The organism is Devosia sp. Leaf420 (assembly GCF_001425445.1).
Lineage (GTDB): Bacteria > Pseudomonadota > Alphaproteobacteria > Rhizobiales > Devosiaceae > Devosia.
The window spans coordinates 266,225-290,428 of record NZ_LMQU01000010.1; the positions used below are offsets into that span (position 1 = coordinate 266,225).

Consider the following 24,204-nt stretch of genomic DNA (forward strand, 5'->3'; position numbering starts at 1 on the left):
CTCATCGGGGCAAGGATCGAGCGTCGGCAAGGTTGTCGGAGGGTTAACGGCCGCTGAGACCGAGTAGGAAGACAGTGGGTTGCCGATTATTTGCTAGCTCGCCTTGATGCTCGCCGACGGGTTGGCTACCAACGATCATGGCCAGGACCGAAGCCGAGAAGAACTGGATTGATGTTGCTCGCAAGGGCCTGGAGCGCCTTGCAGCTAGTGTAGAGCACGGCCGGACCATGTCGGATCGTGCCGTGGTCGCGAAAGACCTCGGCGTTTCGCGCCAAACCTTGCGCAACTACATCGACTGCTATCGCTTTGTGAGCGAGGTTGAGACCTTTCAACCCGAGGCAGCTGATGCCCTTCGGACCTATTCAGCGACAGTGGTCGCCATCTACTCTCGTTGGGCCAAGTACGATAGACCCGGCGCGATGGAGCACGCCATCGCCGGTCAGGGGTTGCCAGCCGCCGCTATCATTGCGGCTGAGAAATCCGCTAGACGAGCCATCCGACCGACAAACGTCACGATGTTGGACGGTTCGATGGATGGTGCCCGAGGCTCGGCAGGACCATCGGTTGCATCTGCGCTGAAGCAAGCCAAGCACGCGTCACTTAATTTGGAGTCTTTTTCGGTCAAGGCCAATTCCGCACCGCTGTCTCTCGCGATGGGAGTAACGCAGGTGCTGGCTTCGGAGGAAGGCACGACCTTGGCCGTGCTCGAGTTGGACCGCGGCTCCGTGGGAGACGGGCACCGGCGCAACGCCAGAACGGTTCTTGCCAAGGCTTCGCTTGCTGCGGCTGTTCACCCGCTGGTTATCATCCTGCTGCCCGACGCCGTGGCATTGTCGGAGTTTCGCGCCATGCTCCCACCCGCAGCGGACTTTCAAAGAGTCTCGCCCTTGCCGGCGTTCGTTTTCGCCGAGGGATTAGGTTGGATCATTGCCATGACAGCGGAGCGTTTCTCGCAGGACTGGGCATCGGCCTAGCAGTGCGGCTGGGACTGGCTTCAGCCTCCAATTCCCCGCGTCGGTATTGCCAAGTAACGGTCTGAACAGCGTCGCAGGCCCTTCGATCTGCTGCGCCCGGCCTTGCCTGGACCGGCTCGAAGGGCACTTTTGATCAGCGCCTCGATGCTCCTATTTGCGTAACAAAACCCAGATTCCGCCGGAGTCGCCAGCATTTCCGGGGGGTTTTTACATTACGATTTGGTAAAATATGTTATCACGTCGACGCCTTATTCTGCATCTAACCACCTGATATGAAAGAAGAAATTGCCAGTGCCGAACAGGCCCTATTGTTACGCGCCATACCCCGGGAAACCCCAGGAAACCCCGGCCCACCCCTACTGACCATTATTTTCGGAGCAAAGATTTTCCGAGCGCAGGACGTCAGGAATCGACGTTCGGCAGTGCGGACATGGAGTCGCACGACTTGAGCTTGGTTCGGGCCCGGACATTGCTTATCTAGCCCGCATGCTCGGTGACGGGGCGAAGGGGGTAGGGAATGCCGGTGGACATCGAGGAATGGATGAAGGAAGGGCGCAAATCGCGCTTCCCGAACACCGGCATGCTGGCGCATTTCTCGCCAGCGTCGCAGATGATCACCCTCGATGCCTATACCGGCGATGACCTGCCCAAGGCCATGGCGGCGAACGACCACGATCGTGCTCGAGAGATCATGGCGACCATGAGCCATGAACTGACCCACTGGGCCGACACCATCGGCACCTTGTGGGGACGGGAACATCTCGAACGCGTCTACGGTCTGTACGACTTGATGCCCAGAGCGACGGAACCTGACTTCCCACGCTTCGTCGAACTGCACGACGAGAACCGTCGACTGTCTTTCCCGCAATACTATCATACAGTCCGCGAGGCGGTGCAGTCCCATGACACGAAACGGCCGTGGCGCATCCATTTCAGCGCGGGCCGCGAAATCGATCCGATGGGTCGGATGGACGAGACCCGACCCATCCTATTCGTGAATTTCTCTGATCACGACACTGGCGATCTGCTGATCAGGCAGCCGATGACCGTGGGCGCCCTGCTGGAGACGACCGCTGTGGCGTCCGAGAGCCATGCGAGTGTCCATTACATCCTGGGCAAGGTCCCCGAAGCCGAGCGAATGGTGGCCTTCCACCATGCCGGCCAAGACCTCTCGTCGAGGCTCTATGCGCCAAGCCTGACGCTCTACACCGCTCCGGTGCACATGTTCGCAAGAATGTCACGCCTGACCGACCCGATGATCGCCTACGATCATGCCTCCTGCCTTGCCCATCTTTGCCTCAACCTGAACGACCAGCACTTCCCTGGTTTGCTGCTCCCCACTGGCATGGCGGATTGGGAAGTGCTGTTCCCGAACTTCAAGTGTCGTCGCGACCGCGCTTTCGCGTTTGCCGTGGTCTGCTTCAATCTTGAACCATGGCAAAGCGGCTTCAAGCTCGAGGCGTGGCTCGACGACGCGCTTGCCAAGTCGGGATTGCCGAAGGCGGAAGTGATCATGGCCGATGCCATCGCTGCCATGACCCAACAAGCCGCTGATCACCAAGCCGCAGCATTGAACGATGCACACGGCTACATGCTCGAGCTTGGCCTAGCTGTTGCCAAGTCGCGAGTGAACGGACCAGCGTTCAGCATCGGCCACTCCATGAAAGCTTTGGGCCTGTTGCCGCCGATGCTCGACAAGGAGGGTCACCTCATCCGGTTCCCGGGCAAGAAGTTCGACGAGGCCCGTTTCGCACCGATCGACGTTATCGACCTCGACTGGGCGCTCGAAGGCTACATCCGCAATCTGTTGACGGGGTGCCGTTGAGGCATCTTCCGCTGCGCGTTGCCAAGATGGTCGGAATCGCCCAGCCTTCCCAATGTCGCGCCAGAAGATTGAGGGAACAGTCTATTGAATCTCACTTCCGAACAATTGGGCGAGGAAGGCGAAGGCGTGTTCGCTTCGCTCTGCAACAAGGCTGGACTGACGGCGAACAAGAGCAGCAAGGATGCCTTCGGCTGGGACTATGTCGTCGAACGCATGAACGACGAAGATCCAGCGGTGCCACTCGACCGGAGGTCGAAGTCCACCGCCCGGGTGCAAGTCAAATGCAGCGCCGCGCGGGGTTCGGCCGTGCTGTCGCTATCGGCAGCCGAACGCCTGGCAAAGGACCCGAACCCTTCCTTCATCGTGTTCTTCCGCATGAAGGACGATGGCACCCCCGTTCGCGGCCATCTCATCCACATCATAGGCGACAATCTCGCCCGCGTTCTCAAACGGCTGCGCACGGCGCACGCTTTGAAGAAGCGCGACTTGAACAAGCAGTCGATCAGCTTCGACCCAGCTCGGGACGGCAAGGTCTTCGAGCTGTCGCCGCAAGGATTGAAATCCGCATTCGATACCGCGTGGGGGCAAGACCCATCTGCCTATGCCCAGCACAAGCTGATGGAGCAGGCAAACCTGGGCTACGAAGAAGGCGGCTTTGCTGCTGAAGCCTTCGTTCGCTTCGAGAACGAGGACCATCTCTCCCGAGTGCTGATGGGAATCGAACCCTTGAGGCCAGAGAGATACCGGACCTATGATGTGCGCTTCGGCATCGCATTGCCGCATCCAACCAACGACATATTCGACAATGCAGACATCTACCTATCCCCGCGAAGGATCGACACCTGTCGCCTGACCGTGCGGGGCAAAGGCATGATCACGCCGGCCGTCTTCGATACGGAAGTGTCGTTTCCATGGATCGAAGCCGGGCTCGGCAACCCCACCATGCTGATAAAGCACGCCGACTTCCACTTGCGCATGACCAACGAAGCCGAGATCAACTTCGAGACGACCGACATCTTCCGCAATGAGCGATCTCTCGACGAATGGATCGGCTTGATCACGCTGCTGACCGCGCTGCGAGAACCTGCCCGTATCGTGCTTGAATTCGGCCGGATGGGCGTTTTCGATTTCCCGATGACTGGATCGTTTCCGTTCACCGGACCATATGACGCCGAGCTGCCGAAGATTTTGGAGTTCCTTCGAGGATGGCGGGCAATGGCCCAGATGGCGGGAATAGACCGATCAAAGCCGTTCAAGTTCGACGAAATCTGGGATGGACATTTTGCCGCCTTGGCGGTCGAGATGAACAAGCCAGTTTCTTCTGCCAAGCTCGAATGGGCGCCCGGTTCCTTCGATCCGCATGAAGCGCCAGTCGAGTGCCTCACCTATCTACACTTCAGCTTCCTCGGCCACGACCTGTTCCTGTCAGCCAGGGCTTCTATCGACGAAGACGAGGGTCAGCTCGTCTCCTCACGTTTCTCCATCCTCGACCTGCGCCAGGCTGGCACCGATATCGAGGCCTATGCCGAGGAGATAGGACGTGAGCACGACATCGACCTGCGGATAGATATCGGAAATCTGATGCGCCAACAGCCGATGCTGCCGCCATGAACGACGATGGCCGATATGGCGACAGCACGGGTAATGTCGTTTTGCTCGATTAGAACGCTGGCTTCGGAGCGGCAGCATCGGCCGCGTCAACCGCTGCTTCGAGTGCATTTTGCAGGCCGGCTTGATCGGCGGTTTCGGCAGCAAGCTTGATCCGCAGATCGGCCGAGGAGATCCGGAACATGCCCACGCGCTCTGGGTCGCTCGGCCTAGGAGCCACGGCCGCGTAGATCAAGACGTCGAAGTCGAGCGCGCTCTGCTCGATCATGGTGAACGCCGCATCTGTGGAAAGGCACTGGGGTGCCTCCTGCTTATGGCAAACCACTTGCTGGCCGTCCTTGAACGTCCAGACCAGTACAGTGGCATTAAAACCTTGCTCGACGAATGAAGGCTCGCCGTACTTGCCCCGGAGGGACTGTACGAAATCGGCAACCTTCGGTGCGCCAGCGCTGCCGTATTCGCCTTGCCGACGGATCATCAGCAGTTGATTGCCGCTCGAAAGACCGGAGAAGAACAACTCGAACGCTTCGTCATTTGCCTCGCCACTCAGGCCGGAGACGAAGGGGACACTCGTGACGGACACGCCTCCATCGCGAAGCATGGTCTGGGACTGGCTCGCATAGGGTTTTTCACCCAGGATCTCGGTGAGAACAGGTATCGCCTCTTCAGGCGTCATGCCTGGCACAAGGCCGATAACGTCGATCTGCCGACCCGGGATGGCGGATTGCGACGCCTCCATAAGCCTGTCTGGTACGATGTCGTCTGCTCGTAGTCCGGGCGCAACCATGGCCAGTGCCATGGCGGTGATAATGCCGATCGCTTTCATTTTTTCCCTCTTCGTGGAGGTGCCGTCCTCCATCGCTAGGCCTGCGTAACACCTGCGGCGCACAGCCCTCCACTGCAGTTACATACTATAGTTGATAAACTTATAGTATGTAATCGCGGCAGTTTGGGCGCATGGACATGCGCTCTCTCGTCGGTCGGAACTTCGCTCGTCTTCGTCGGGAAAAGGGTCTGACGCAGGAGGAGATCGAACGTCGCTCGGGCTATAGCCAGCAGTACCTAAGCGGCCTCGAGCAGGGAAAACGCAACCCGACCGTCATCACTTTGTACGAGTTGGCTCAGGCGCTAGGCGTCGATCACGTCGAGCTTGTGATGACCGATCAGGAAAAATGACGCGCAAGGCGCGGCAGCCTTCGCCGCCGTGGCATTGCCGCGGGTTCGTCTAAAAACAGTCCCTTGGCCCTGACGGCCAGTGCTCAGACAAAGCCGCAGAGTTCGAGATTGATCGGCAGGCCAGGAGACTTATCAAAGGTTCAAGCCGGCTCCCCGACATCACACGCGCGACCGTCTCCACCCGGCGGCCTTCGCCTCTTCTTCAGAACAGAACCATCGCTCGCCATGTGATGGACTGATACGGGTCTCATCGTAATATTTCTGGCCAGGCAGGTGGTAGATGCGCTCGCCTCTCGTGCTGACATTGCCCTTGATATTGCACTCGCCGCCGTCCTGGGCCGAGCTTGGGCCAATCGCCGTGAACCAAACGGTCAGCCAAAGGGCCGCGAGCGACCAAAACCTTCGGCTGATGGGCTTATTGCTCTTCATCGGAAACTCATTCGACATGTTCGACTGAGGGAACGGCGAGTATGTGATCCTCGAGCTTCAAGCGCCCGGAAGACTTGAGCGTCTCAATGCGCTTGCCGATGGCGTCCCTCAGCTGAGCGCTCGTCGCCTTGTAGCCCAACTGCCTGGATAGCGCCTGAACGACCTCGTCCTCGGTTGCACCGAAGTTCTCCTCTACAAGGGTCAGAATGCCCCGGTCGATCTCCGATGGAGGCAGATAATCCCAGCGGCGAAGGCCGGCCGATTGCACGTTCGAGCGATCCCGCACCAACACCTCGCGTGTCTGTGTCGTGACGAAGTCGCCTTCGCGCACGATGGTGCCTCTTGCTGAGGCCATCTCGATCGCCCGTTCGACGTGAGCGTCTATCCGTCCACCCGCACGCATGAGACCCCAGGCGGTACGCAGGCGTGTCACCACTTCATCGCGATGAACGGGACCCTCGGCCTCTGCGACCTGGCGGACCAATTCGGCCAGTACCGCCAGCGGCGTCTCATGCAGCTCGGTATTCAGGCCACTTATGCTCGCCTCAACATAGGCTGGTATAGAAGGCTCCTCGGTGTGAGCCAAATCGATGATGTCCACGTCGTGGCGTTCGATGGTGACGATATCGACCGGTACCGCGCGACGCTGCGCTTCCAGCCGTTCCTCGCGGCTGTCCAGCTCCACCTTTGCACGCTCGATCGCTGCGATGACCTTTTCCAATTCGGCCCTGGGTCGCTGGAACCAGTCCGAGCTCCAGACCCGATGGATGATCCAACCATGGTCCTCGAGGACAGCTTGACGCAATCGGTCGCGGTCACGTGCGGATCTGGCATCGTGATACGATGCTCCATCGCATTCGATGCCGAGGATGTACCGGCCGGGCCGTTCGGGGTCTGCGATGGCCAGATCGATGAAGAACCCGGCAATGCCAACCTGCGGATGAACTTGATAGCCTCGGGCCTGCAGTGCCGAAGCCACCTGCTCCTCGAAGACGCTGTCCATGTCGCGGCCGGATCTCTCCGATAGGCCGAGCTTCCCAGTGCGCGCATAGTGCAGGAACAGCTTGAAGGCGATAACGCCCTTGCCCTTCCCGCGCTCGAGGTCGATATCGTCATCGGTGATGGAGGCATAGACTTCGCAACGCCGTTTCGCGCGGCTGATGAGGACGTTCAGTCGACGTTCGCCACCGTCGGCGCTGAGGGGGCCGAACCGCATGGCCATATAGCCCTGCTTGTTCTTGGCGTAGCCAACCGAGATCAGGATGACATCGCGCTCGTCGCCCTGCACGTTCTCCAGATTTTTGATGAAGAACGGCTCGCTTGGATGCGACTGAAAGAATTGCTCGGTATCTGGGTTGGCCCGACGCAGCAGTTCGACCTGGTCCTGGATCTCGCGCCGCTGCTTGAGCGAGAAGGTGGCGACGCCCAAGGATTGTTCCGGCGAGACCTTGGCGTGGCGAATAATCGCTTCGGCCACCGCCATCGCTTCCACCTTATTGACGCTCTCGTCGAAAACGCCGTTCTCGATGTAGTGGAACCGCAACCCCATGCCTGCTTCGGCCGTATAAGGGCTCGGGACGATGAACAGCTTGTTCTCGTAGAATTCCCGATTGGAGACTGCGATGAGGGATTGATGCCGGCTTCGATAGTGCCAACGCAACATTCTTTGCGGCAGGCCCCGAGCTGAGAAGAGGCCAAGGATGCTTTCGATATCGGAGACCTGAGCCCCATCGTCGCCCTCGTCCTCGGCCTCGCCCGATGTCATCTTCGAGAAGAAGCGAGTCGGTGGGAGCTGGCGCTCGTCGCCAACGACGACCACCTGCTTGGCGCGGGCGACAGCGCCGATCGCATCGATAGGCTGGATCTGGCTGGCCTCGTCCATCACCACTAGATCAAAGACGAACTGCCCCGGCGGCAGGAACTGGGCAATCGAGAGCGGGCTCATCATGAATACAGGCTTCAATGCCTGGATCGCGGGTGCAGCGCGCGACATCAGTTGGCGGATCGGCATGTGATTGCGTCGACGGGCGATCTCGGCCTTCAAGACGCCCACCGGTCCCAAGCCACCGGCGCTCGACGGTATCCCAGCATGATGCGCGTTAACCGCTTCAAAGCGTGATGCTTTCATGCGTTCGAGATCGAGGGCCGCGAACTCTTGGGCCAGCCTGCCATGCTGCTCGCCATCGAAACGGCCCAGCTCGGGATCATGAGATGTCTGCGAACGGAAAAGCGCTTCGTAGTAGGCCATGTCGAAATACTGGACGAGGTCGTTCGGCAACGTTCGACCGTCTTCCAGTCGTCCGACCAGCGCTTCGGCGCCCAATTCCTCAGCCCTATTGGCTCGAACCTTGTAGTTGAGCCACTGCGAAAGCTTTTCCTCCGAGCCTCGCCACGCGCTCAGGCGTTGTTCGATCGCTTCGAGCGGCGTGGATGAAACGCTCTCAGTGTCGAATAGGATCGCAGGATCCGCCTCTAGCGAGAGCAGGATGGCGTCGATATCGGCGAGGAGCTGCATAACAGCCGCCTGTACAGTGGATGCGACGTTGCCGACGTTCTGCCGATCGGGCACCCGAGCAGCGAGAGCGCGAATGTCTTCGTTCTTCGAAACCCACAGCACCGCCGCATCGAGGCGGGCCCAGTCAGATTGCAGATCGGCCCATGCGGATCCGAATGCCATGGTGCCCAGCTCACCTGCGGCGACCAGAGTAGCGCGCGCGGAGATCCCGGTCTGGAGCAACTTGAGCCGTTCGATGCGTTGCCCGGCTGTCGCATTTTGGTCGAGCGCTTCAGAGGCGTAGAGTCGGTTGACCACGGCCATATTCTCAAGCGTCGACACGGTCGCGCGTAGATCGATGGATTCGACGCCCGGTGGGTTGCCGAGCATTTCCCGGGCTGTGGTGCCTAGGCCGGACCACAGGCGGTTGTAGAGAATTCTTGCCCGATCAAGGAAGGTCCTAACCTGGGCAGATCTTTCCGATAGCTGACCCTTGTTGGGCAGTCTCCCGGCAATGAGCCTTGCCTCGGCGGCGACACCCTTGAGGCTTCGCATCCAACTGACCAGGTCCTCGAGGGGTTGAGGGTCCGTACGTTCTCCACGCCAATCCGAACCAAAGGCGGCTCGACCGAGAGCGTCCCCCTCCCTGACCACTCGACGGGCTTCCTTGCCTTTCGCCAGCAGATCAAGCAATCGGATGCTCTCATCGGGCGGTATGTTGGGGTCGGTCAGAAGTGTCTTGATCAGCTTGTCGGCCTTCCTCCAGTCGCCGTTGGCGAACTTGAGGAAGCTTTTGCCGTGCATGGCGATGGCTGTTCGCGCAGCAGAAGTGTCTGTTTCCCAAGCGGCATCGGCAACCTTGCCGGATAGTTCCTGGCGTGTGCGAGACAATGTGTCGACCGCTTCTGCCAGATCGCCGGCCTGATCCAGTCCGCGCTCCCAAATCGCTGCCGCGAAGGCCTCCGGACTGACATCAGGCGCAACGGCCACTCGATCCGCGGTGGTCACGAGCTTGTCGATGCCGCCGAACGTGCTCAGTGGATCCGTAGTCCCGAGCTGCTGCTGCAAGTCGGTGGCGGCACGCAGAAGTTCGGGGATCAGGGTCGACAACTCGCCGAAGACTGCAAGGTCGGCATCGGTGTGTTCGGGCGGCACGATCCCGTACCACCCGATCAGCCGATCGACAGGCCAATTCCATGCCGGTGCCTTGAACTGTCGGTCGAGCTCGTTGCGCAGCTCGGATAGCGTCCTGCCTTGAGCAACGAGTGCTCCAACCTCATCAAGGCGGGATGTCCAGGCCGGACTGGCCAGCGCAGCATCATCGAGCTCAGGAGCCGTGCTGACCCGCTTTGCCAGTTGCACCATGTCTGCGACGCGCTCGGCATCGGCCGAAGGGACAGTTTCAAGATTGCGATCGAGCTCTGCGATGCGCGAACGAAGTTGAGGCAGTTGCTCGAGTGCGGAGCCAATACGCTTCATCAATCGCTCGAGATCCATCGGGCTGATGCCCTCGACCCCAACCCCGTACCACGGGTGCCGAATGGGCAATCCGATCTCGGTCACGCGTTCCGCCAGTTCTCCAAGCAGACGGCGGAGCTCCCCTGCATGATCGGCATCCCATGCCGCAGCAGTGCTAAGTTCGATGTCGACTGGTGCTTGGCCAAGCTGCCTCAGCCGTGTCAGTTGCCCCATGACTTGGAACGGAGACAAACCATAGGGCTGGAAGCGGCGGTGCAGGCGAACGGGATGCGAGTTCAAACGATCGCGCGCAGTCGTGAGTCTTGCGTCGAGGCTTTCGGCCGTCGTTCTTCTCGGCGCGCCGAGATCCCAAGTGCGCTGCAGCTCCATCAACAGCGATCGCTTGTTGGCTTTGTTGGAATGGAGCTCCAGGCACGCGTCGCCTACGCCGGCCTGGTCGAGCCTACGTTTGACCACTTCCAATGCGGCCATTTTCTCTGCGACGAACAACACCGTTCGGCCATCGGCGATGGCTGCGGCAATGATATTGGCGATAGTCTGGGACTTGCCGGTGCCCGGCGGCCCTTGGATGACCAGATCCCGGCCCTTGCGAGCTTCATGGATCGCCATGGTCTGCGAGCTGTCGGCATCGACGATGTGGAGCATTTGCTGAGGCGCAATATGGTCGTCCACCCGCGCGTCCTCGGACAACATGGGCTCGCCGCTGTCGAAGCCATCTGCCAAAAGACCCCGCACCAGCGGCCTGTCGATGAAGCTGTTCCCGGCGGGCCAAAGCTTGGGATCAAGGTCCCGGTACATCAGAAACTTGGCGAACGAGAAAAAGCCAAGGACCATGTCGTCGGTCTCGACCGACCAGTCGACCTTCGTTGCGATCGCTGCACGAACGCTCTCGATATAGGCGACGGGATCGAATTCATCGGTGACGTCGAAGGTGGGTAGCTTGATAGCGTGAACGCGGTCAAGGAAAGCTTCCAACGAAAGGTTGGACGCAAAGTCCTCAGGCCTGGCGCGCAGCCTGAACCTTTCGGCAGCAGTGCTCCGTTCGAGCGATACGGGGACGAGGATCAGAGGAGCATAGCGAATGTTCTCGGCGTTGGTGGGGTCGACCCACTTCAAGAGACCCATCGCCAGATAGAGAATGTTGACGCCCTGTTCCTCCTCGAGCGTGCGAGCGTCGAAGTAAAGATCGAGCAAGCGCTTCTGCAGGCCGTTCGGCGTCATCCTGGTCTGCAACTTGGTGTCGCGGTGGCGAAGCAGCCTGCCATCGCCGTCGCGCTCATCATCGTCCGGGAACGCGATCTCGATGGCTTCGGCCTCGTCCTCCTCCTCGGGATTGTCCCGGCCCTTGGCGCCTGCGAGGAAAGTCATCGGTTTGGAGTCGCCGACGAGGATCCGAAAGACTTCGCTGGTGCTCTCTCCAACGATGTCGATCGTCTTCGCGCTCTTCGAGAAACGTGGGACGTTTAGAAGCCTGTTCCGTGCCGAAAGATCGAGCAGCTCCGTCCTGGCCCTCTCAATCTTATCGGTGATGGAGAGGTTGCTTTGAAAAACGGAAGACTCGGAAGTTTCCTTAGCGGCTGCAGCGTCGTCGATCATGGTCTCTCCCTCTGTGGCTATAGAGGTCGTTCCATGCACATCTGTCCAGTCCGAACCCTAATCTCCACGGCGAACATATGTGCACACCGCAATGTCGAAAATGTTCGCTCGGATTAAATGTGGCGGTAGGAGCAAAGAAACGGACCAGTAGATCGGAGCGCTCGACCATTCGAATTACGGTCAACGCGAACCCACCTGCTCAAGGGCTTAGGCGTGATCGGCTGTGCCACAAGGGATACTGCGTGGTACGCGCAGATCGAAGCAGTTAGGCTATCCAGGATCGTGTCATTGCCTAATGAATGGCGGCACCCTGCCCGTGGGCTGGGTGCCGCTCGATCCAACAGAATGATCGGCTCAATTAATGTGGATCGCGAAATCTACCGGATCAGGTGGCGTGCTGATGTCAGCGATTAGGGGCTGATGAGCCAAGCGAGTTTGCCAGCCAGGTCTCGACACTATCAGGCTCCAAGCCCATCAAGGCCTGGGCACTCGTGGAGGGATCAATCGTGTTTGCCGGAGCCTGCCAGTGCAAGTTGTAAAAGCCCACCACGCCAGCGTAAGCGGGCCCAAAAAATGGCTCGATGAGATCACCAAACGCTTGTGGAGTAAGGGATTCGAATTTCACATCCCGGCCGAAATGGCGTGCGAAGCCGGCTGCCAAATCTGATCCGACCAATCCAGGCAGGTGACCAACGCCAACCACACCTGTCACAGTGGCATCCTGCAGCAACCGCTCTGAAACCTTCGCCACATCAGAATGAGAGCTCCAGGAAACGGCATAGTCGCTCCGCACCGGATAGCGCAGTGCGCCTTCCTCGGTGACGGGCGCTGAGACCATGGGGAGCAGAAGGTTCTCCAGATACAGTCGTGGCGCGACCACTGCGTTTGAAATGCCGCTGTCCTTCACGCCGTTGATCAGCGTCATGATGGCTGACGTTGGAGGAGCCTGCAGTTGACTGTTCGGTGAATCCACGACTGAACCACTCGTCGAAATGACGACACGCGAAGGGCGAGCCACGCCGATCGCCGAGACGATGTTGTTCGCATAACTCAGACGCACTTCTTCTGGAGCCTGTGGCAGATGCACGAAGATGGCGTCCGCCCCATCATATGCTTTTGAAAGAGAAGTCGCCGAGGCGATGTCCGCAGTCACCGCGTATTCGCCATTTAGCGAATTGCGCGACGCCGCCTTGACAGATTTTCCTGCCGCTTTGAGGCGCTCGAACAAGGGGGCGCCTTGTGCGCCGGTAGCTCCGTGGATGATGAAGGACATGGAATTCTTCTCGCTAAACTGTTAGACGGCCGCATCAGTGCATTCTCTGCATCGGTTACGTCAAATGCACTAATGGACACTGCGGCAAATTTTTTAGAGGAGATTTCGGGTGGAGGAACGATGCCTACCGGAGTGCGGCGTTGAGCGCTTTTTGCTGTTGTTGGACGGTCCTTGGGCAACGCTGATCGTTCGCGAACTGCTGGTTGGTCCCCAACGTTTCACCGAGCTCAAATCGCGTCTGGGAAGCATCAGCGCACATACATTGACGCATCGGCTCAAACGATTTGAGAAGCACGGCATCGTAAGAAGAACGGCATATGCCGAGACGCCGCCAAGAGTGGTCTACGAGCTGACTGAGCTGGGCATGACCCTCAATGAGGTGCTGAAAGCCATGAATGCTTGGGGCATTTCAGTTGCAGACGAGAAGCTCGCGGGATGAGATCTCGATAGTCGCCAAGGCCCTGTCGATCTGGTGCATTCGCAGATTGCAAAGGATCGGGATACCGACCGTCCCGACGGCAGGATCGTCGAACCATGGACAACTGGCGCCCGATCAATCAGTGAAAGTTCCGTCCTTTGATCTTGAGCGTGTCGATGTGCAAATCCGGGATGTAGATGTCGCGTTGGCGAAACCCATCTCTTTCCCGAGTTCGCGAATCACCGGAGGACCCGCCGTGTGCGAGTTCGTCGCCGCGGCCTGGGCGAACGGAAAACTGTCCATCCCTGCCGCCAACGGTTGCGAGTTCGGGCGTCATGTCCGTCATCGACCGGGCGATCAGGTGTACTACCTCACCTTCGCGCTGCAGCTTGCCGTATATCGACATCATCGATGAGCCGAGGACGATCCGACGGTGCTGCTCGAAAACCTTGGGCCAGACGATGAGATTGGCGGTGCCTGTCTCGTCTTCGATGGTGATAAACATAACACCTTTAGCGCTGCCAGGCATTTGCCTGACGAGCACCAGCCCTGCCGTTGAAATCCAATGGTTGTTCCGTGTCGCCATTGCCTCGGCGCAGGAAAGAATGCGTCGGCTTGCGAGCTCATTACGCAAGAACGCCACTGGGTGTGATCGAAGGCTGAGGCTGACGCTTGAATAGTCCTGAACGACCTCACCCCCAGCCGTCATAGGTTTGACCGTAAACTCTGGCTCGGACAATTCGGTGATAAACCGCTTTTCGGCCTCGGCCGCTGCAGCGAACAAAGGCAGCGGCTCGTCGCGAAGCGCCCGAATGCTCCAAAGTGCCTGTCGACGGGTCACTGCCATGGAAGGGTGGAAAGCGTCAGCCTTGGCCAGAAGCACTAAGGTGCGGGCTGGCACCCCGGCCCGGTGCCAGAGTTCGTCGATGGACTGATACCCACGATTGGGGCGTGACCCGATAAGGGCGGCCGCATCTACATTGGGCAGTCCTTTGATCATCCGAAAGCCCAAGCGGATCGCAAAACGGTCATCGCCCAGCGGCTCCAGGGTACAGTCCCACCGAGATGCGTTGACGCAGATCGGTCTGACTTCGACACCATGCTCGATCGCATCGCGAACAATCTGGGCAGGGGCGTAGAATCCCATCGGCTGGCTGTTGAGCAGTGCAGCACAAAAGATCTCTGGATGGTGGCATTTCATCCAAGAGGAGGCGTAGGCGATCAAAGCAAAGCTCGCCGCATGGCTCTCAGGAAACCCGTATGAGCCAAAGCCCTCGAGCTGTTTGAAGGTGCGTTCGGCATAGTCCTGGTCATAGCCGTTGGCGACCATGCCGCCGACCAGTTTATCCCGGAAGTGCGAGACGCCACCGGTGAACTTGAACGTCGCCATGGCACGCCGGAGCTGGTCGGCTTCGCCCGGCGTGAACCCCGCGCATTCGATTGCAACCCGCATCGCCTGCTCTTGAAACAAAGGCACGCCGAGTGTTTTGCCCAACACCTTTTCCAGCTCTGGTTTTGGATAGACGATCTCTTCATTGCCTTCGCGGCGTCGAAGGTAAGGATGGACCATATCGCCCTGGATTGGCCCGGGACGAACGATGGCGACCTCGATGACGAGATCGTAAAAGGTCCGCGGCTTGATCCGTGGCAGCATCGACATCTGCGCCCGGCTCTCGATCTGGAAGACACCCAAAGTGTCCGCCCGGCGGATCATTGCGTAAGTTTTGGGATCTTCAGGCGGGATCGTCGCCATATCGAGAGCGATGCCCTTGTGCTCGACGAGAAGATCGAAGCTCCGCTTCATGCAGGTCATCATACCTAGAGCAAGGATATCGACCTTCATGAACTTCAGAGCATCTATATCGTCCTTGTCCCATTCGATGACCTGGCGATTGACCATTCGAGCGGGTTCGATGGGTACAAGTTCATCGAGCCGATCGTTGGTAAGAACGAATCCGCCAGGATGCTGGCTGAGATGCCGCGGCGCGCCCATGAGCTGTTTGGCGAGCTCCAGCGCCAACACCAGACGGCGGTCGCCTAGATTGAAATTGAGTTCTTCAGCCTGTTTTTGGCTCACGCCATCCCTGGACCAGCCCCAGACCTGACTCGATAGCAGCTTGATCATGTCCTCGGGCAAGCCGAGCGCTTTGCCGACATCGCGAAGAGCGCCTTTCGAGCGATAGCGGATTACCGTCGAGGTGAGCGCCGCGTGATCCCGCCCATAGGTCTCGTACACCCACTGCATGACGATCTCCCGCCGCTCGTGTTCGAAGTCGACGTCGATATCGGGCGGTTCGCGTCGCTCCATCGAGACGAAACGCTCGAACAGCAGGTCGTTGCGGTCAGGATCGATGCTGGTGATCCCCAGCACGAAACAGACCGCGGAATTTGCGGCGGATCCTCGCCCTTGGCATAGAATGTCCCGACTGCGGGCGAAGGCGACGATCGAGTTCACGGTGAGGAAATATGGCGCGTAGTTGAGCTTCTCGATCAGATCGAGCTCATGCTTGATGATGCCAACAACCCGTTCAGGAACACCTTCTGGATACCGCTTTTGGGCTCCTTCCCAGGTCAGCTTTGCCAACGCCTGCTGTGGTGTGAGCCCTGGGATCGCTGCTTCCTCTGGATACTGATAGGCGAGCTCTTCAAGATTGAAGCGACATTTCTCCATCACCGCGATAGTTCGCGCCACAGCATCCCTATTCCGAGGAAACAGACGAACCATTTCAGCCGGCGGCTTCAAGTATCGGTCCGCATGACGCTCGCGGTCAAAGCCCACATCGTCGATGGTTGCGCCGGTGCGGATGCAGGTGACCACGTCCTGAAGGATGCGACGCGAGGGCTCGTGGAACAGAACGTCGTTGGTCACGACCGTGGAAACGCCCGAGGCGTCAGCCATGGTTTGCAGCTCATGCAGCCGAAGCTGGTCGTTGGGCCTCCGCCGCAGGGTCAGGGCAAGGTAGCCATCGTGCCCAAAGTGCTCCTTGAGACGTCGCAATTGCATCGCCGCGGTTTCGTCGGCCTCGTCGGGTACGAGGATGGCCACCAGTCCTTCGGCATAAGTGGCGACATCGGACCAATGGAGTTCACACTTGCCTTTGCCCGCGCGCGCCTTGCCGAGGGAGAGCAGCCGGCAGAGCCGGCCATAGGCTGGTCGATTTTTGGGATAGACAAGAACCGACATCCCGTCGACGAGATCAAGTCGGCACCCAACGATCAACCTGACGCCAGTGGTCTTTGCAGCCTCATGCGCTCTGACGATGCCGGCAAGGCTATTGCGGTCGACAACAGCGAGTGCCTCAATGCCAAGCACGGCAGCGGTCGCAAACAGTTCGTCGGCCGAACTGGCGCCCCTCAGAAAGCTGAAGTGACTGGTGACATGGAGTTCGGCGTATCTCATCCAAAGACGCCATGCAGATACCATTTGAGACTGCCGGTCTCAGGGTCCACACCGTCGCCAGAACGGTAGATCCAGTAGCGCTCGCCAGTCTCGTCCTCGACGCGAAAATAGTCGCGCACTGCAGCGATCTCAAAATCGGTCTTCCACCACTCGCCGAAAATGCGTTCGGGACCATCTGCTGCCTTGATCCGACGGCGGACACCGCGCCAGGTGAACCAGACCGGCGGGTGGTCCGGCAGCAGCGCCATGGTCTCGATCGGCTCGGGATACGGAAGGAGCCGTGTAGGGCGCGGCCACTTGCTGGGCCAGTCGCCAATCGTCTCCTCAGAAAGAGGAGGAATCTTCTGGAAGGAGCGCTCTGGAATATCGCTCGCGACTGGCGCGAAACGGTAAAGCGCGCCCTGCCCCATTCTGTTGCTCAGGACATCGATTAATGCGGCGACGTCCTGATCGGCATCATCAACGAGTGAGTTGATCATCTGAGCTGGATCGAGCGACTCGGCCTGGACGGCGCGTAGCCGCAATTGCTCAATGCCGAAGCCGGGATCGATTTTTTCGATCTTGTCCGTAAGAAGCCGGGTCAGCCGCTTAGTGTCCCTGATCGGCAAAGCGGTGCCGACGCGAACCGTCACTGTCGTATTGTCAACGCGATGCGCCAAAAGATCGAGGCGCCTGGCACCCAGTCCCTTCTTTTCAAGATCGCTGACAAGACGCTCGACCAGTTGGCGGATATACTTTGCGATAGTATCGGCGGCGCCAATCGGTTCGCCGAACGGTCGAGCGACCTCGATGATTTCTGGTAGCTCGACTGGCTCGATCGGTTCTCCCACCAGACCCATGGCTTGGTCGATGCGCCGACCGATTTCCGGGCCGAACCGGAGCGTTAGGGTGGCTCGCGGTGCGGAGGCGAGGTCCCTTATGGTCTCAAAACCCAGAGTTCTCAAGGCCGCTACAGTGGCTTCCGGCAATCGCAGGGCAGGCAGTGGCAGGTCGCGAATGATCGAAGCCCCCTGTCCCGGCTCAATTAGAACAGCTGGATGCTTGTGGTAGCGCGCCAGCGCGTGGGCCTGGCCCCAGGTGTCTGCCAAGGCTGCCTTTCTCGAGAGCTCGGCGGCCTTGAACTGCGACAGGATTTTCTTGAGCACCATTTCTTCCCCGCCATGGAGATGATCGGCACCCGCAATATCCATGACGATGCCGTCAGGCTGGTCAGCCGCTACCAACGGCGAAAAGCGCTGCAGCGCCCAAAGAGCCAGGCGCTCGATTGCCTCCCGATCGCCAGCCGCGTCGAGGTCTGAAACATGCAGTGACTTGATCATGGCCTGTGCCTTGCTCACCGGCATGCCCTTGCGGAGCCCGACCGAAATGGCAACATGATCGAGGGCCGCAATTTCGCGACGGCTGCCGCGACGCGTCACGAGCACCACGGGCTCTTCAGCCGGCGGCGCTGCGCTTCCCCGAACGCGTCGACGAAATCGGCCGCTTCAGCGCCACGGCACCTGATGAGTTCCACTTGCCAGCGGGCTCTCCCCACGCCCGGCACCGGCAATGGACGCGATGGCAGGCTGCTGATACGCCATCGGGTGACGGCCGCCGTCGGCTGTCCAAAATCGGCTGCCTCCGTTTGACGTCGCCAACGTCTGATGGCGATGCCAATGGCTCCGGAAGTCTCAGCTGCCAGTTGAAGCCTGCGAGACGCGGTCATCGTCAGCTTGGCAACCTCGGCAACGATCCCACCTAATCCGCCATACCGCATACCCTCTTCGAATGCCTCGAGGACCGATTGCTCGTCGCCGGCCTCGACATAGATGACCCGGTTCGCGCTCAACCCGACTTGGGCTATGGCTGGTGCAAATAGGTCCTGTCGCGTGACGCACCAGAGAACCTTGCCTTTGGTTCGCGCGACGATGCCTGCTGCGAAAAGGGCCGCCGCTGCACCATCGATGGCGCCATTCCCGCCTGCTGCGACTTCATGCAGGGCACCCAGGGACAAACCACCACCCGGCAAGTGCCGATCAATGACATCGACCCCAAATGGAAGGACTACCCGTTGCGAGGCAGGCCTGCCTTCAAGACGTCCGATCTTCTCGCGAAGCTCGGCGATCATCGCACTGTCGATGGCCTGGTTCATTTTTCAATTCGTATTTCTCCACCCGCCTTTTCAAGCGTGCAGACAGGGAATATGTTCCCTCTTTGTTCTATAAGACTCGGGTAGGAGTCAATGCGGTTTGCCTTACCGTTGGGTCGAACTGCTCTGCGTTGCACTCTTGGTGGATGATCATGTCAGAGGATTCAGTGGCTTGCGGCTCAGAGCGGCTTGGGGAAAACCCGCCGAACGAAGAGCGCATCCGGAAAATCGTCCATGTCGACATGGATGCCTTTTTCGCATCGGTCGAACAGCGGGATGATCCGAGCCTTCGGGGCAAGCCCGTCGCCGTTGGTGGTGCGCGCCAGCGTGGTGTCGTTGCTGCCGCCAGTTATGAGGCCAGGGTTTTCGGTGTTCGATCGGCCATGCCGTCGGTGACCGCAGCACGGAAATGCCCTGACCTGATTTTCGTAAAACCGCGCTTTGACGTCTACAAATCGGTCTCGGCTCAGATCCATGAGATTTTTGCAGAGTACACGCCTCTCATCGAGCCACTCTCGCTCGACGAAGCCTATCTCGATGTGACCGAGAATTTAAAAGGCATGGCCATAGCAAGTGAAATCGCCGAAGAGATCCGCGCAAAAATCCTCGATAGAACGGGGCTGACGGCCTCGGCGGGCATATCCTACAACAAGTTCCTCGCCAAGATGGCCTCGGGCCACAACAAGCCCAATGGCCAGTTCGTTATCCCACCGGCCAAAGGGCAAGCTTTCGTGCGGACCTTGCCTGTCGCGAAATTCCACGGCGTGGGACCAGCGACAGCGACGAAAATGCAGGCACTCGGCATAAAAACCGGTGCGGATCTTGAAGCGCAAAGCCTTGAATTCCTGCAGCGCCATTTCCGCTCAGGTGGAGAGTACTATTATTGGATTGCGCGCGGTATCGATCATCGCCGGGTCAAGCCAGACCGCGTTCGGAAGAGCGTGGGAGGCGAAAACACCTTTTTCGATGACGTCCATGATCTACCAGGGGCATTGGAGAAGCTCTCGCCGATCATCGATAAGGTCTGGCGACACGCAGAGCAGAAGAGCCTTTATGGGCGCACCCTGACCCTTAAAGTGAAGTTCGCCGATTTCGAAATCATCACCCGCAGCCGAACGGAACAGGCGCCGTTCGCAACCAAGGTGGCAGTTGAGCGTACCGCACATTCGTTGCTGGCGCCGGTGTTTCCTACCTCGAAGGGCATACGCTTGCTGGGTATCTCGATTTCTGGTTTTGAGCCGGCGAGCAGATCGGATGGCGTGGAGCAGCTGGCGCTCGCATTGTGACCATCAGAGCAACAGCTTTTCCGGCTCCCCGATCGTGCTGGAGGGTGGATCTTCCTTTTTGCCGACGGAGACGATCTCAAGGACATCGTTTGGCAATGGCCTTTGCAGGAGGATGGCTTCTTCCTTAGAGGCCGTGAGCCAAATGTCGATCTCATCCGGGGTGGTCAAGATTACCGGCATCGCCTTCATGTGTATGCTGCCGACAATGTTGTTCGGCGTGCAGGTAAGGAAGCCGAAAAGATCGAGGTTTTCTTCTCGCCCCGTTTTCATCTTCCTCACGCCGCTCCATCCCTGGACCCAAATCCCAGCAAACAAAGCCAATGGTCTCGATTGGTCAAAAGCAAACCATGTGTCGCCCTTTTTCCGCCCCGCATCGTCGACGGTATTGTCGAATTCGGAGAATGAGGTGAAGGGCACAACGCAGCGGTTGTCGACGCCCATCCATCTGTTCCAATGGGCATTCCACCGGCCAGTGTCGGATCGGATGTTCCGGACGTTCGTGGTGCCGTTATCAGGCTCGGCAGCAAGCAGCGCGTCGAAATCGACCTCTTTGCCTTTGGCGCGCAATTTGTCCGCGCGCTTGGCTGCACTGTCGTAGAGCGCCTTGCCGGAGGACGGCAGACCCCAGCGCAACTTGGTGAGCTCCCTGCCTGCCGGAGTGTTTCGCACGACGGGAGCAAGATAGTCTGGAAAGATGCCGGTCTGCGGCGCGAAGTTGCCTAGGTTGTCCGAGAAGAGGCCCAACTCTCGCACCAGAGCAGCTATGGCATCGCGATTAGAGGTATGGCTATAGAGATTGCACATCGCGGGTATCCTTCGAGCTCGACTGGCGGGTTCACCCTAGAATGCTTTCGGCAGCTGAATGCTAAGTCCGCCTCCCGCCGCCCCGCAGATCGGACATCTCATTGCCAGCTTGAATTCATAATCCACTGCCACGTTCCCAAGCCGGCCAATGACTTCGTCGTAATCGATCTTATGGGAATGCTCGTAGTCATCTGAGCAAAAGCTCGTCAAAACGCATCCCGCGTCACGATGGTCAACGAGCGTCTCAATTTTGTCTATTGGATCAGGCGGTTTCCCTGGATAGTCCGGTACCCTCAAAGTCCGCCCCGCTCCATGCTCGACCAACTGACGTGACATTCTAAGTCCGTCGCTGACATAACGGCAGTGACAATCGGCCAGTTAGAGCTCGTTAAGCCCCGCATATAGCCGTAGCCTTGGTGCCACTCTTACACTGATCGCCGAGATAGCGAATACCTTCCACATCAACTCAATTTTTGAATTTGCCATGACGATCTGCAAGGTCAGTCGGTAGTTCACCATAGAGGCTCAGTTTGCGAGCGATCGCACATTTTGAGTTTGTGAATTCGATGACAATCGCGAACTGCCTCCTGGTCCCTTTGGTAGTTATCCAGCCATTGGATGCTCCAATCTTTCCATGGCTGATGGCGTGAAGTATTTCGATTTCTGAGACGCCATCGGTCGCCTTTGGAAGAGACGAAACGTCCTCTGTCTTTGACGAGAGATCCTCACCCGTCAGAAATTCCAGAGTGAACGCTTCAACGGCGGCGTTTTTCGGAGAATTGTTGCAGTCGTCGCTTCGTTTGATTTTCAGTTTGGTTGCTCCCGTTGATAAAGTGACGAACAGCGATCTCGCATTTCGACACCAAGACCGAGCGAAAAGATCAGAGTGACCTTGTCTCCACAGACCCTGAGTTACAACGACCGCCGCTTGGTGGCGGATTGGGCGGCCGCATGCGCTGAGCGCGTGCTGTCCTTGTTCGAAGTGGAATGTCCAGAGGACAGCAGACCTCGAGATGCAATCGCTCGAACCAGGGCGTTTGCTCGAGGGGAATTAGACACCGCGTCCCAGATTCGACGCCGGTTCGGAGGCGGCAGCACATCTCGGGACGCGCGTTCTCCCGCAGCGGTCGCGGCAGCCAGATCTGCAGGCCAATCGTCGGCTGTTTGCCATATGGGCGCACACGCATTGGGAGCAGCCGCCTTTGCTGCAAAGGCTATGAGCATTGCCAATCCAGACAAACCTCTTGCAGCTGATGAAGAAATTAGCTGGCAGATGGATCAGATGACATCAGAGGTCCGGAACGCGCTCAGCTCGCTTCCGCCGGTCGGTGAACATGTCTCCGGCCCACTTGGTCCTAGACTACTGGCTCGAGGGCAGATCGGCGAGATCATCCGGAAACTACAAGCGGCCATAGCAGTGGCCAAGAAATCTTAATCTCGATTGCTTGAAGCTGCAGATGGCGACGTGCGCGATTAGGACATCGAGCTAGGTGCCGTGAGTGCGCGGTTAGCGGAGCTACCGCATATGGTCTGGAATCAAGGATATGCTCCCTTGCCAGCTTCCTGCGAGACATCGGCGGAATCGATAACGAAGCCTGCGCGTCATGCAATAAGAGCTGCTCAATAATGTCGCGCTTGCTGCGTGCTAAGGCCGTCCGGACAATATCGGAGTTGCCGCTTGATGCCGGGGCTCTAAGCTTGCTTCTTGTCAACCTGGTCGCTCAGCCGTGAGCTTGGAAACGCTTGCGAAATTGAGAGGGGGACAGGCCTACGATCTGAAGGAAAACTTTGCGGAAAGCGCTTGGATCTCTGTACCCGACACTCCATGCAACAGCGTCGATTGGATCTCTGCTGAACTGAAGTTTTTCGCGAGCTTTGTTGATGCGAAACCGTTGAAGATACTCGGTGGCTGTCATGCTCGTAGTCCTCCGGAAGCGCCGCAAGAACGTCCTTTCCTCTAACCCGGACTTCGCCGTCATGTCCGAGAGACTAATGCTTTCCGCGTATTGCGAATGAAGCCAGTGTTGCACTACCAGAACGGCCGCATCACCATGATTTAGGCGCGGGACGAATGAGCTGTAATAGCGTTGCTCTCTTCCGGGAGGATCTATCAGCAACGTGGCTGCAGTGGCTTGCATCGCTGTCGTGCCCAGGTATCTATCGACCAGCTTCAGACCCAAGTCTGTCCAAGCCATCATGCCCCCTGCGGTGATTATGTCTCCATCGTCGATCACCAGTCGGTCCACGTCGAGATTCACCAGGGGAAAGCGAGACCTGAAGGCGTCTGCGGTTGCCCAATGCGTCGTCGCAGATCGGCCGTTCAGAAGCCCCGTTTCTCCTAGGATGAATGCACCAACGCAGACGGATGCGAGGGTGGTTCCCCTACCGTGAAGATCCCGCAAGGCAGGCATCATCGGGCGAGCTACACTATAATCAACCGGCCCTCCCAACCCTGGTGGAATTATCAGGACACGCGGATCGCCAGTCTCTCCGGTCGGTGAAATGCTGTTTGAATCTGCTTGCCATCGAGTTGCCCGGATCTGAGGTCGATCCGATCGATTGGCAATTGCGAAAAGGTCTGCCAAGCCGAGCAGAGCCGCCTCCTGAGCGCCTGGATACACGACCAGTGCAATTTCGATCTTGTCGTCCATGTGTCGGTTCCGACCCGCTATTTGTCGGTGTCGCCAATAGCGGGTCGTTCGGTGAACGTCCATATTGCGTGCACGAAAGGATCTTATTCATGAGCAAGCAAGCAGTCATCGTCATAGACTTTCAGAACGACTACCTGGCATCCGGATCATGGCCGCTGGTCGGCATTGATGCCGCAGTTCAGAATGCGAAAAATGTTATCGCCCACGCTCGGAGCCAGGGCATACCGGTCATCAATGTTCGGCATGAGAACCCCCCAGGCTCTCCATTCTTCGTCGCCGGAACGCCTGGCGCTGAAATCATATCAGCAGTGGCGCCAGAAGATGGCGAGGAGGTTGTCGTGAAGCATTTCCCAAATGCATTCCGCGACACCGGCCTCAAGGGGTTGCTGGTTGAAATTGGCATTGAGGACGTGATCATCATCGGTGCGATGAGCCACATGTGCATCGATGCCACAGCCCGGGCCGCCGCTGATTTCGGGTTCAACGTGACTATTGTCGAAGACGCTGCCGCTACTCGCGATGCCGAGTTCGACGGCTTGAAAGTTCCTGCTGACCATGTGCACGCAGCATTCATGTCGGCACTAGGCTTTGCTTATGCAAAGATCGTCAAAACAGAAGCCTACCTCGGATAATAACCCGATGGCCCGCACTGAAGTTCGCGGG

The 24,204-nt window shown here is 58.6% G+C and carries 17 protein-coding genes; 8 read left to right on the forward strand and 9 right to left on the reverse strand.

The features are described 5' to 3' along the window. The first annotated feature begins 137 nt into the window (after positions 1-137). The 3 genes from ASG47_RS08595 (at position 138) to ASG47_RS08605 (ending at position 4,410) form a co-directional block, all read left to right on the forward strand. Positions 138-974, forward strand: a complete 837-nt coding sequence (locus ASG47_RS08595; protein ID WP_061908325.1) for a hypothetical protein — start codon at positions 138-140, stop codon at positions 972-974. A gap of 517 nt (positions 975-1,491) precedes the next feature. Further along, positions 1,492-2,799, forward strand: coding sequence for a hypothetical protein (locus ASG47_RS08600; protein WP_061908326.1), 1,308 nt, complete (start codon positions 1,492-1,494; stop codon positions 2,797-2,799). A 213-nt stretch (positions 2,800-3,012) separates the two neighbouring features. Beyond that, on the forward strand, positions 3,013-4,410 hold the full coding sequence (locus ASG47_RS08605) for a hypothetical protein (RefSeq protein WP_156464035.1): 1,398 nt from the start codon (positions 3,013-3,015) through the stop codon (positions 4,408-4,410). Positions 4,411-4,459: 49 nt separating this feature from the next. Here the strand turns inward: ASG47_RS08605 and ASG47_RS08610 are convergent, their stop codons facing one another. Further along, positions 4,460-5,233 (reverse strand): hypothetical protein, encoded by a 774-nt coding sequence (locus ASG47_RS08610; protein ID WP_156464036.1) that lies wholly within the window; start codon positions 5,231-5,233, stop codon positions 4,460-4,462. 131 nt (positions 5,234-5,364) lie between these two features. On the opposite strand from ASG47_RS08610, the gene ASG47_RS08615 reads away from it, so the two are divergent. After that, the gene (locus ASG47_RS08615) at positions 5,365-5,583 is read left to right on the forward strand and encodes a helix-turn-helix domain-containing protein (protein WP_061908329.1); all 219 of its coding nucleotides are present in this window, start codon (positions 5,365-5,367) and stop codon (positions 5,581-5,583) included. A gap of 159 nt (positions 5,584-5,742) precedes the next feature. On the opposite strand, the gene ASG47_RS08620 is transcribed toward ASG47_RS08615, so the two are convergent. The 3 genes from ASG47_RS08620 to ASG47_RS08630 all read right to left on the reverse strand — a co-directional run bounded on the left by ASG47_RS08620 (position 5,743) and on the right by ASG47_RS08630 (position 12,854). Next, positions 5,743-6,012, reverse strand: coding sequence for a hypothetical protein (locus tag ASG47_RS08620; protein ID WP_156464037.1), 270 nt, complete (start codon positions 6,010-6,012; stop codon positions 5,743-5,745). 7 nt (positions 6,013-6,019) lie between these two features. Further along, positions 6,020-11,581, reverse strand: a complete 5,562-nt coding sequence (locus ASG47_RS08625; RefSeq protein ID WP_061908330.1) for a DUF3320 domain-containing protein — start codon at positions 11,579-11,581, stop codon at positions 6,020-6,022. 403 nt (positions 11,582-11,984) lie between these two features. Continuing rightward, positions 11,985-12,854, reverse strand: coding sequence for an NmrA family NAD(P)-binding protein (locus tag ASG47_RS08630; RefSeq protein ID WP_061908331.1), 870 nt, complete (start codon positions 12,852-12,854; stop codon positions 11,985-11,987). A 151-nt stretch (positions 12,855-13,005) separates the two neighbouring features. Here ASG47_RS08630 and ASG47_RS08635 point away from each other — a divergent pair, with 151 nt between their 5' ends. Continuing rightward, complete coding sequence (locus ASG47_RS08635; protein ID WP_200940885.1) at positions 13,006-13,293, forward strand: winged helix-turn-helix transcriptional regulator; 288 nt, start codon at positions 13,006-13,008, stop codon at positions 13,291-13,293. Between the two features lie 118 nt (positions 13,294-13,411). On the opposite strand, the gene ASG47_RS08640 is transcribed toward ASG47_RS08635, so the two are convergent. The 3 genes from ASG47_RS08640 to ASG47_RS08650 are packed head-to-tail and all read right to left on the reverse strand — an operon-like array spanning position 13,412 to position 18,803. After that, positions 13,412-16,672: an error-prone DNA polymerase gene (locus tag ASG47_RS08640; RefSeq protein ID WP_061908333.1), complete on the reverse strand. Its 3,261-nt coding sequence runs from the start codon at positions 16,670-16,672 to the stop codon at positions 13,412-13,414. Next, positions 16,669-18,096, reverse strand: a complete 1,428-nt coding sequence (locus tag ASG47_RS08645) for a Y-family DNA polymerase (RefSeq protein WP_244487068.1) — start codon at positions 18,094-18,096, stop codon at positions 16,669-16,671. Before ASG47_RS08645 ends, ASG47_RS08640 begins: the two co-directional genes overlap by 4 nt. Beyond that, the gene (locus tag ASG47_RS08650; protein ID WP_061908334.1) at positions 18,087-18,803 is read right to left on the reverse strand and encodes an ImuA family protein; all 717 of its coding nucleotides are present in this window, start codon (positions 18,801-18,803) and stop codon (positions 18,087-18,089) included. Before ASG47_RS08650 ends, ASG47_RS08645 begins: the two co-directional genes overlap by 10 nt. A gap of 149 nt (positions 18,804-18,952) precedes the next feature. Here ASG47_RS08650 and dinB point away from each other — a divergent pair, with 149 nt between their 5' ends. Continuing rightward, entirely contained in the window at positions 18,953-20,086 is a 1,134-nt protein-coding gene (gene dinB, locus ASG47_RS08655) for a DNA polymerase IV (protein ID WP_082511680.1), read from the forward strand. A 3-nt stretch (positions 20,087-20,089) separates the two neighbouring features. On the opposite strand, the gene ASG47_RS08660 is transcribed toward dinB, so the two are convergent. Further along, a complete protein-coding gene (locus ASG47_RS08660) occupies positions 20,090-20,890 on the reverse strand; it encodes an SOS response-associated peptidase family protein (protein ID WP_061908336.1) in 801 nt (266 codons plus the stop codon). 886 nt (positions 20,891-21,776) lie between these two features. Here ASG47_RS08660 and ASG47_RS21305 point away from each other — a divergent pair. Then, positions 21,777-22,325 carry a putative immunity protein gene (locus ASG47_RS21305; protein WP_413813457.1) on the forward strand — a complete coding sequence of 183 codons (549 nt, stop codon included), beginning with the start codon at positions 21,777-21,779 and terminating at the stop codon, positions 22,323-22,325. A 286-nt stretch (positions 22,326-22,611) separates the two neighbouring features. On the opposite strand, the gene ASG47_RS08670 is transcribed toward ASG47_RS21305, so the two are convergent. Then, positions 22,612-23,541 carry a GlxA family transcriptional regulator gene (locus tag ASG47_RS08670; RefSeq protein ID WP_061908337.1) on the reverse strand — a complete coding sequence of 310 codons (930 nt, stop codon included), beginning with the start codon at positions 23,539-23,541 and terminating at the stop codon, positions 22,612-22,614. 89 nt (positions 23,542-23,630) lie between these two features. On the opposite strand from ASG47_RS08670, the gene ASG47_RS08675 reads away from it, so the two are divergent. Further along, positions 23,631-24,173, forward strand: a complete 543-nt coding sequence (locus tag ASG47_RS08675) for a cysteine hydrolase family protein (RefSeq protein ID WP_061908338.1) — start codon at positions 23,631-23,633, stop codon at positions 24,171-24,173. Positions 24,174-24,204: the final 31 nt, after the last annotated feature.

Coding starts and splice junctions, on each gene's coding strand:
- ASG47_RS08595 (WP_061908325.1), top strand. CDS start 138: ATGGCCAGGACCGAAGCCGAGAAGAACTGGATTGATGTTGCTCGCAAG.
- ASG47_RS08600 (WP_061908326.1), top strand. CDS start 1,492: ATGCCGGTGGACATCGAGGAATGGATGAAGGAAGGGCGCAAATCGCGC.
- ASG47_RS08605 (WP_156464035.1), top strand. CDS start 3,013: ATGAACGACGAAGATCCAGCGGTGCCACTCGACCGGAGGTCGAAGTCC.
- ASG47_RS08610 (WP_156464036.1), bottom strand. CDS start 5,233: ATGAAAGCGATCGGCATTATCACCGCCATGGCACTGGCCATGGTTGCG.
- ASG47_RS08615 (WP_061908329.1), top strand. CDS start 5,365: ATGGACATGCGCTCTCTCGTCGGTCGGAACTTCGCTCGTCTTCGTCGG.
- ASG47_RS08620 (WP_156464037.1), bottom strand. CDS start 6,012: ATGAAGAGCAATAAGCCCATCAGCCGAAGGTTTTGGTCGCTCGCGGCC.
- ASG47_RS08625 (WP_061908330.1), bottom strand. CDS start 11,581: ATGATCGACGACGCTGCAGCCGCTAAGGAAACTTCCGAGTCTTCCGTT.
- ASG47_RS08630 (WP_061908331.1), bottom strand. CDS start 12,854: ATGTCCTTCATCATCCACGGAGCTACCGGCGCACAAGGCGCCCCCTTG.
- ASG47_RS08640 (WP_061908333.1), bottom strand. CDS start 16,672: ATGAGATACGCCGAACTCCATGTCACCAGTCACTTCAGCTTTCTGAGG.
- ASG47_RS08650 (WP_061908334.1), bottom strand. CDS start 18,803: ATGAACCAGGCCATCGACAGTGCGATGATCGCCGAGCTTCGCGAGAAG.
- dinB (WP_082511680.1), top strand. CDS start 18,953: ATGTCAGAGGATTCAGTGGCTTGCGGCTCAGAGCGGCTTGGGGAAAAC.
- ASG47_RS08660 (WP_061908336.1), bottom strand. CDS start 20,890: ATGTGCAATCTCTATAGCCATACCTCTAATCGCGATGCCATAGCTGCT.
- ASG47_RS08670 (WP_061908337.1), bottom strand. CDS start 23,541: ATGGACGACAAGATCGAAATTGCACTGGTCGTGTATCCAGGCGCTCAG.
- ASG47_RS08675 (WP_061908338.1), top strand. CDS start 23,631: ATGAGCAAGCAAGCAGTCATCGTCATAGACTTTCAGAACGACTACCTG.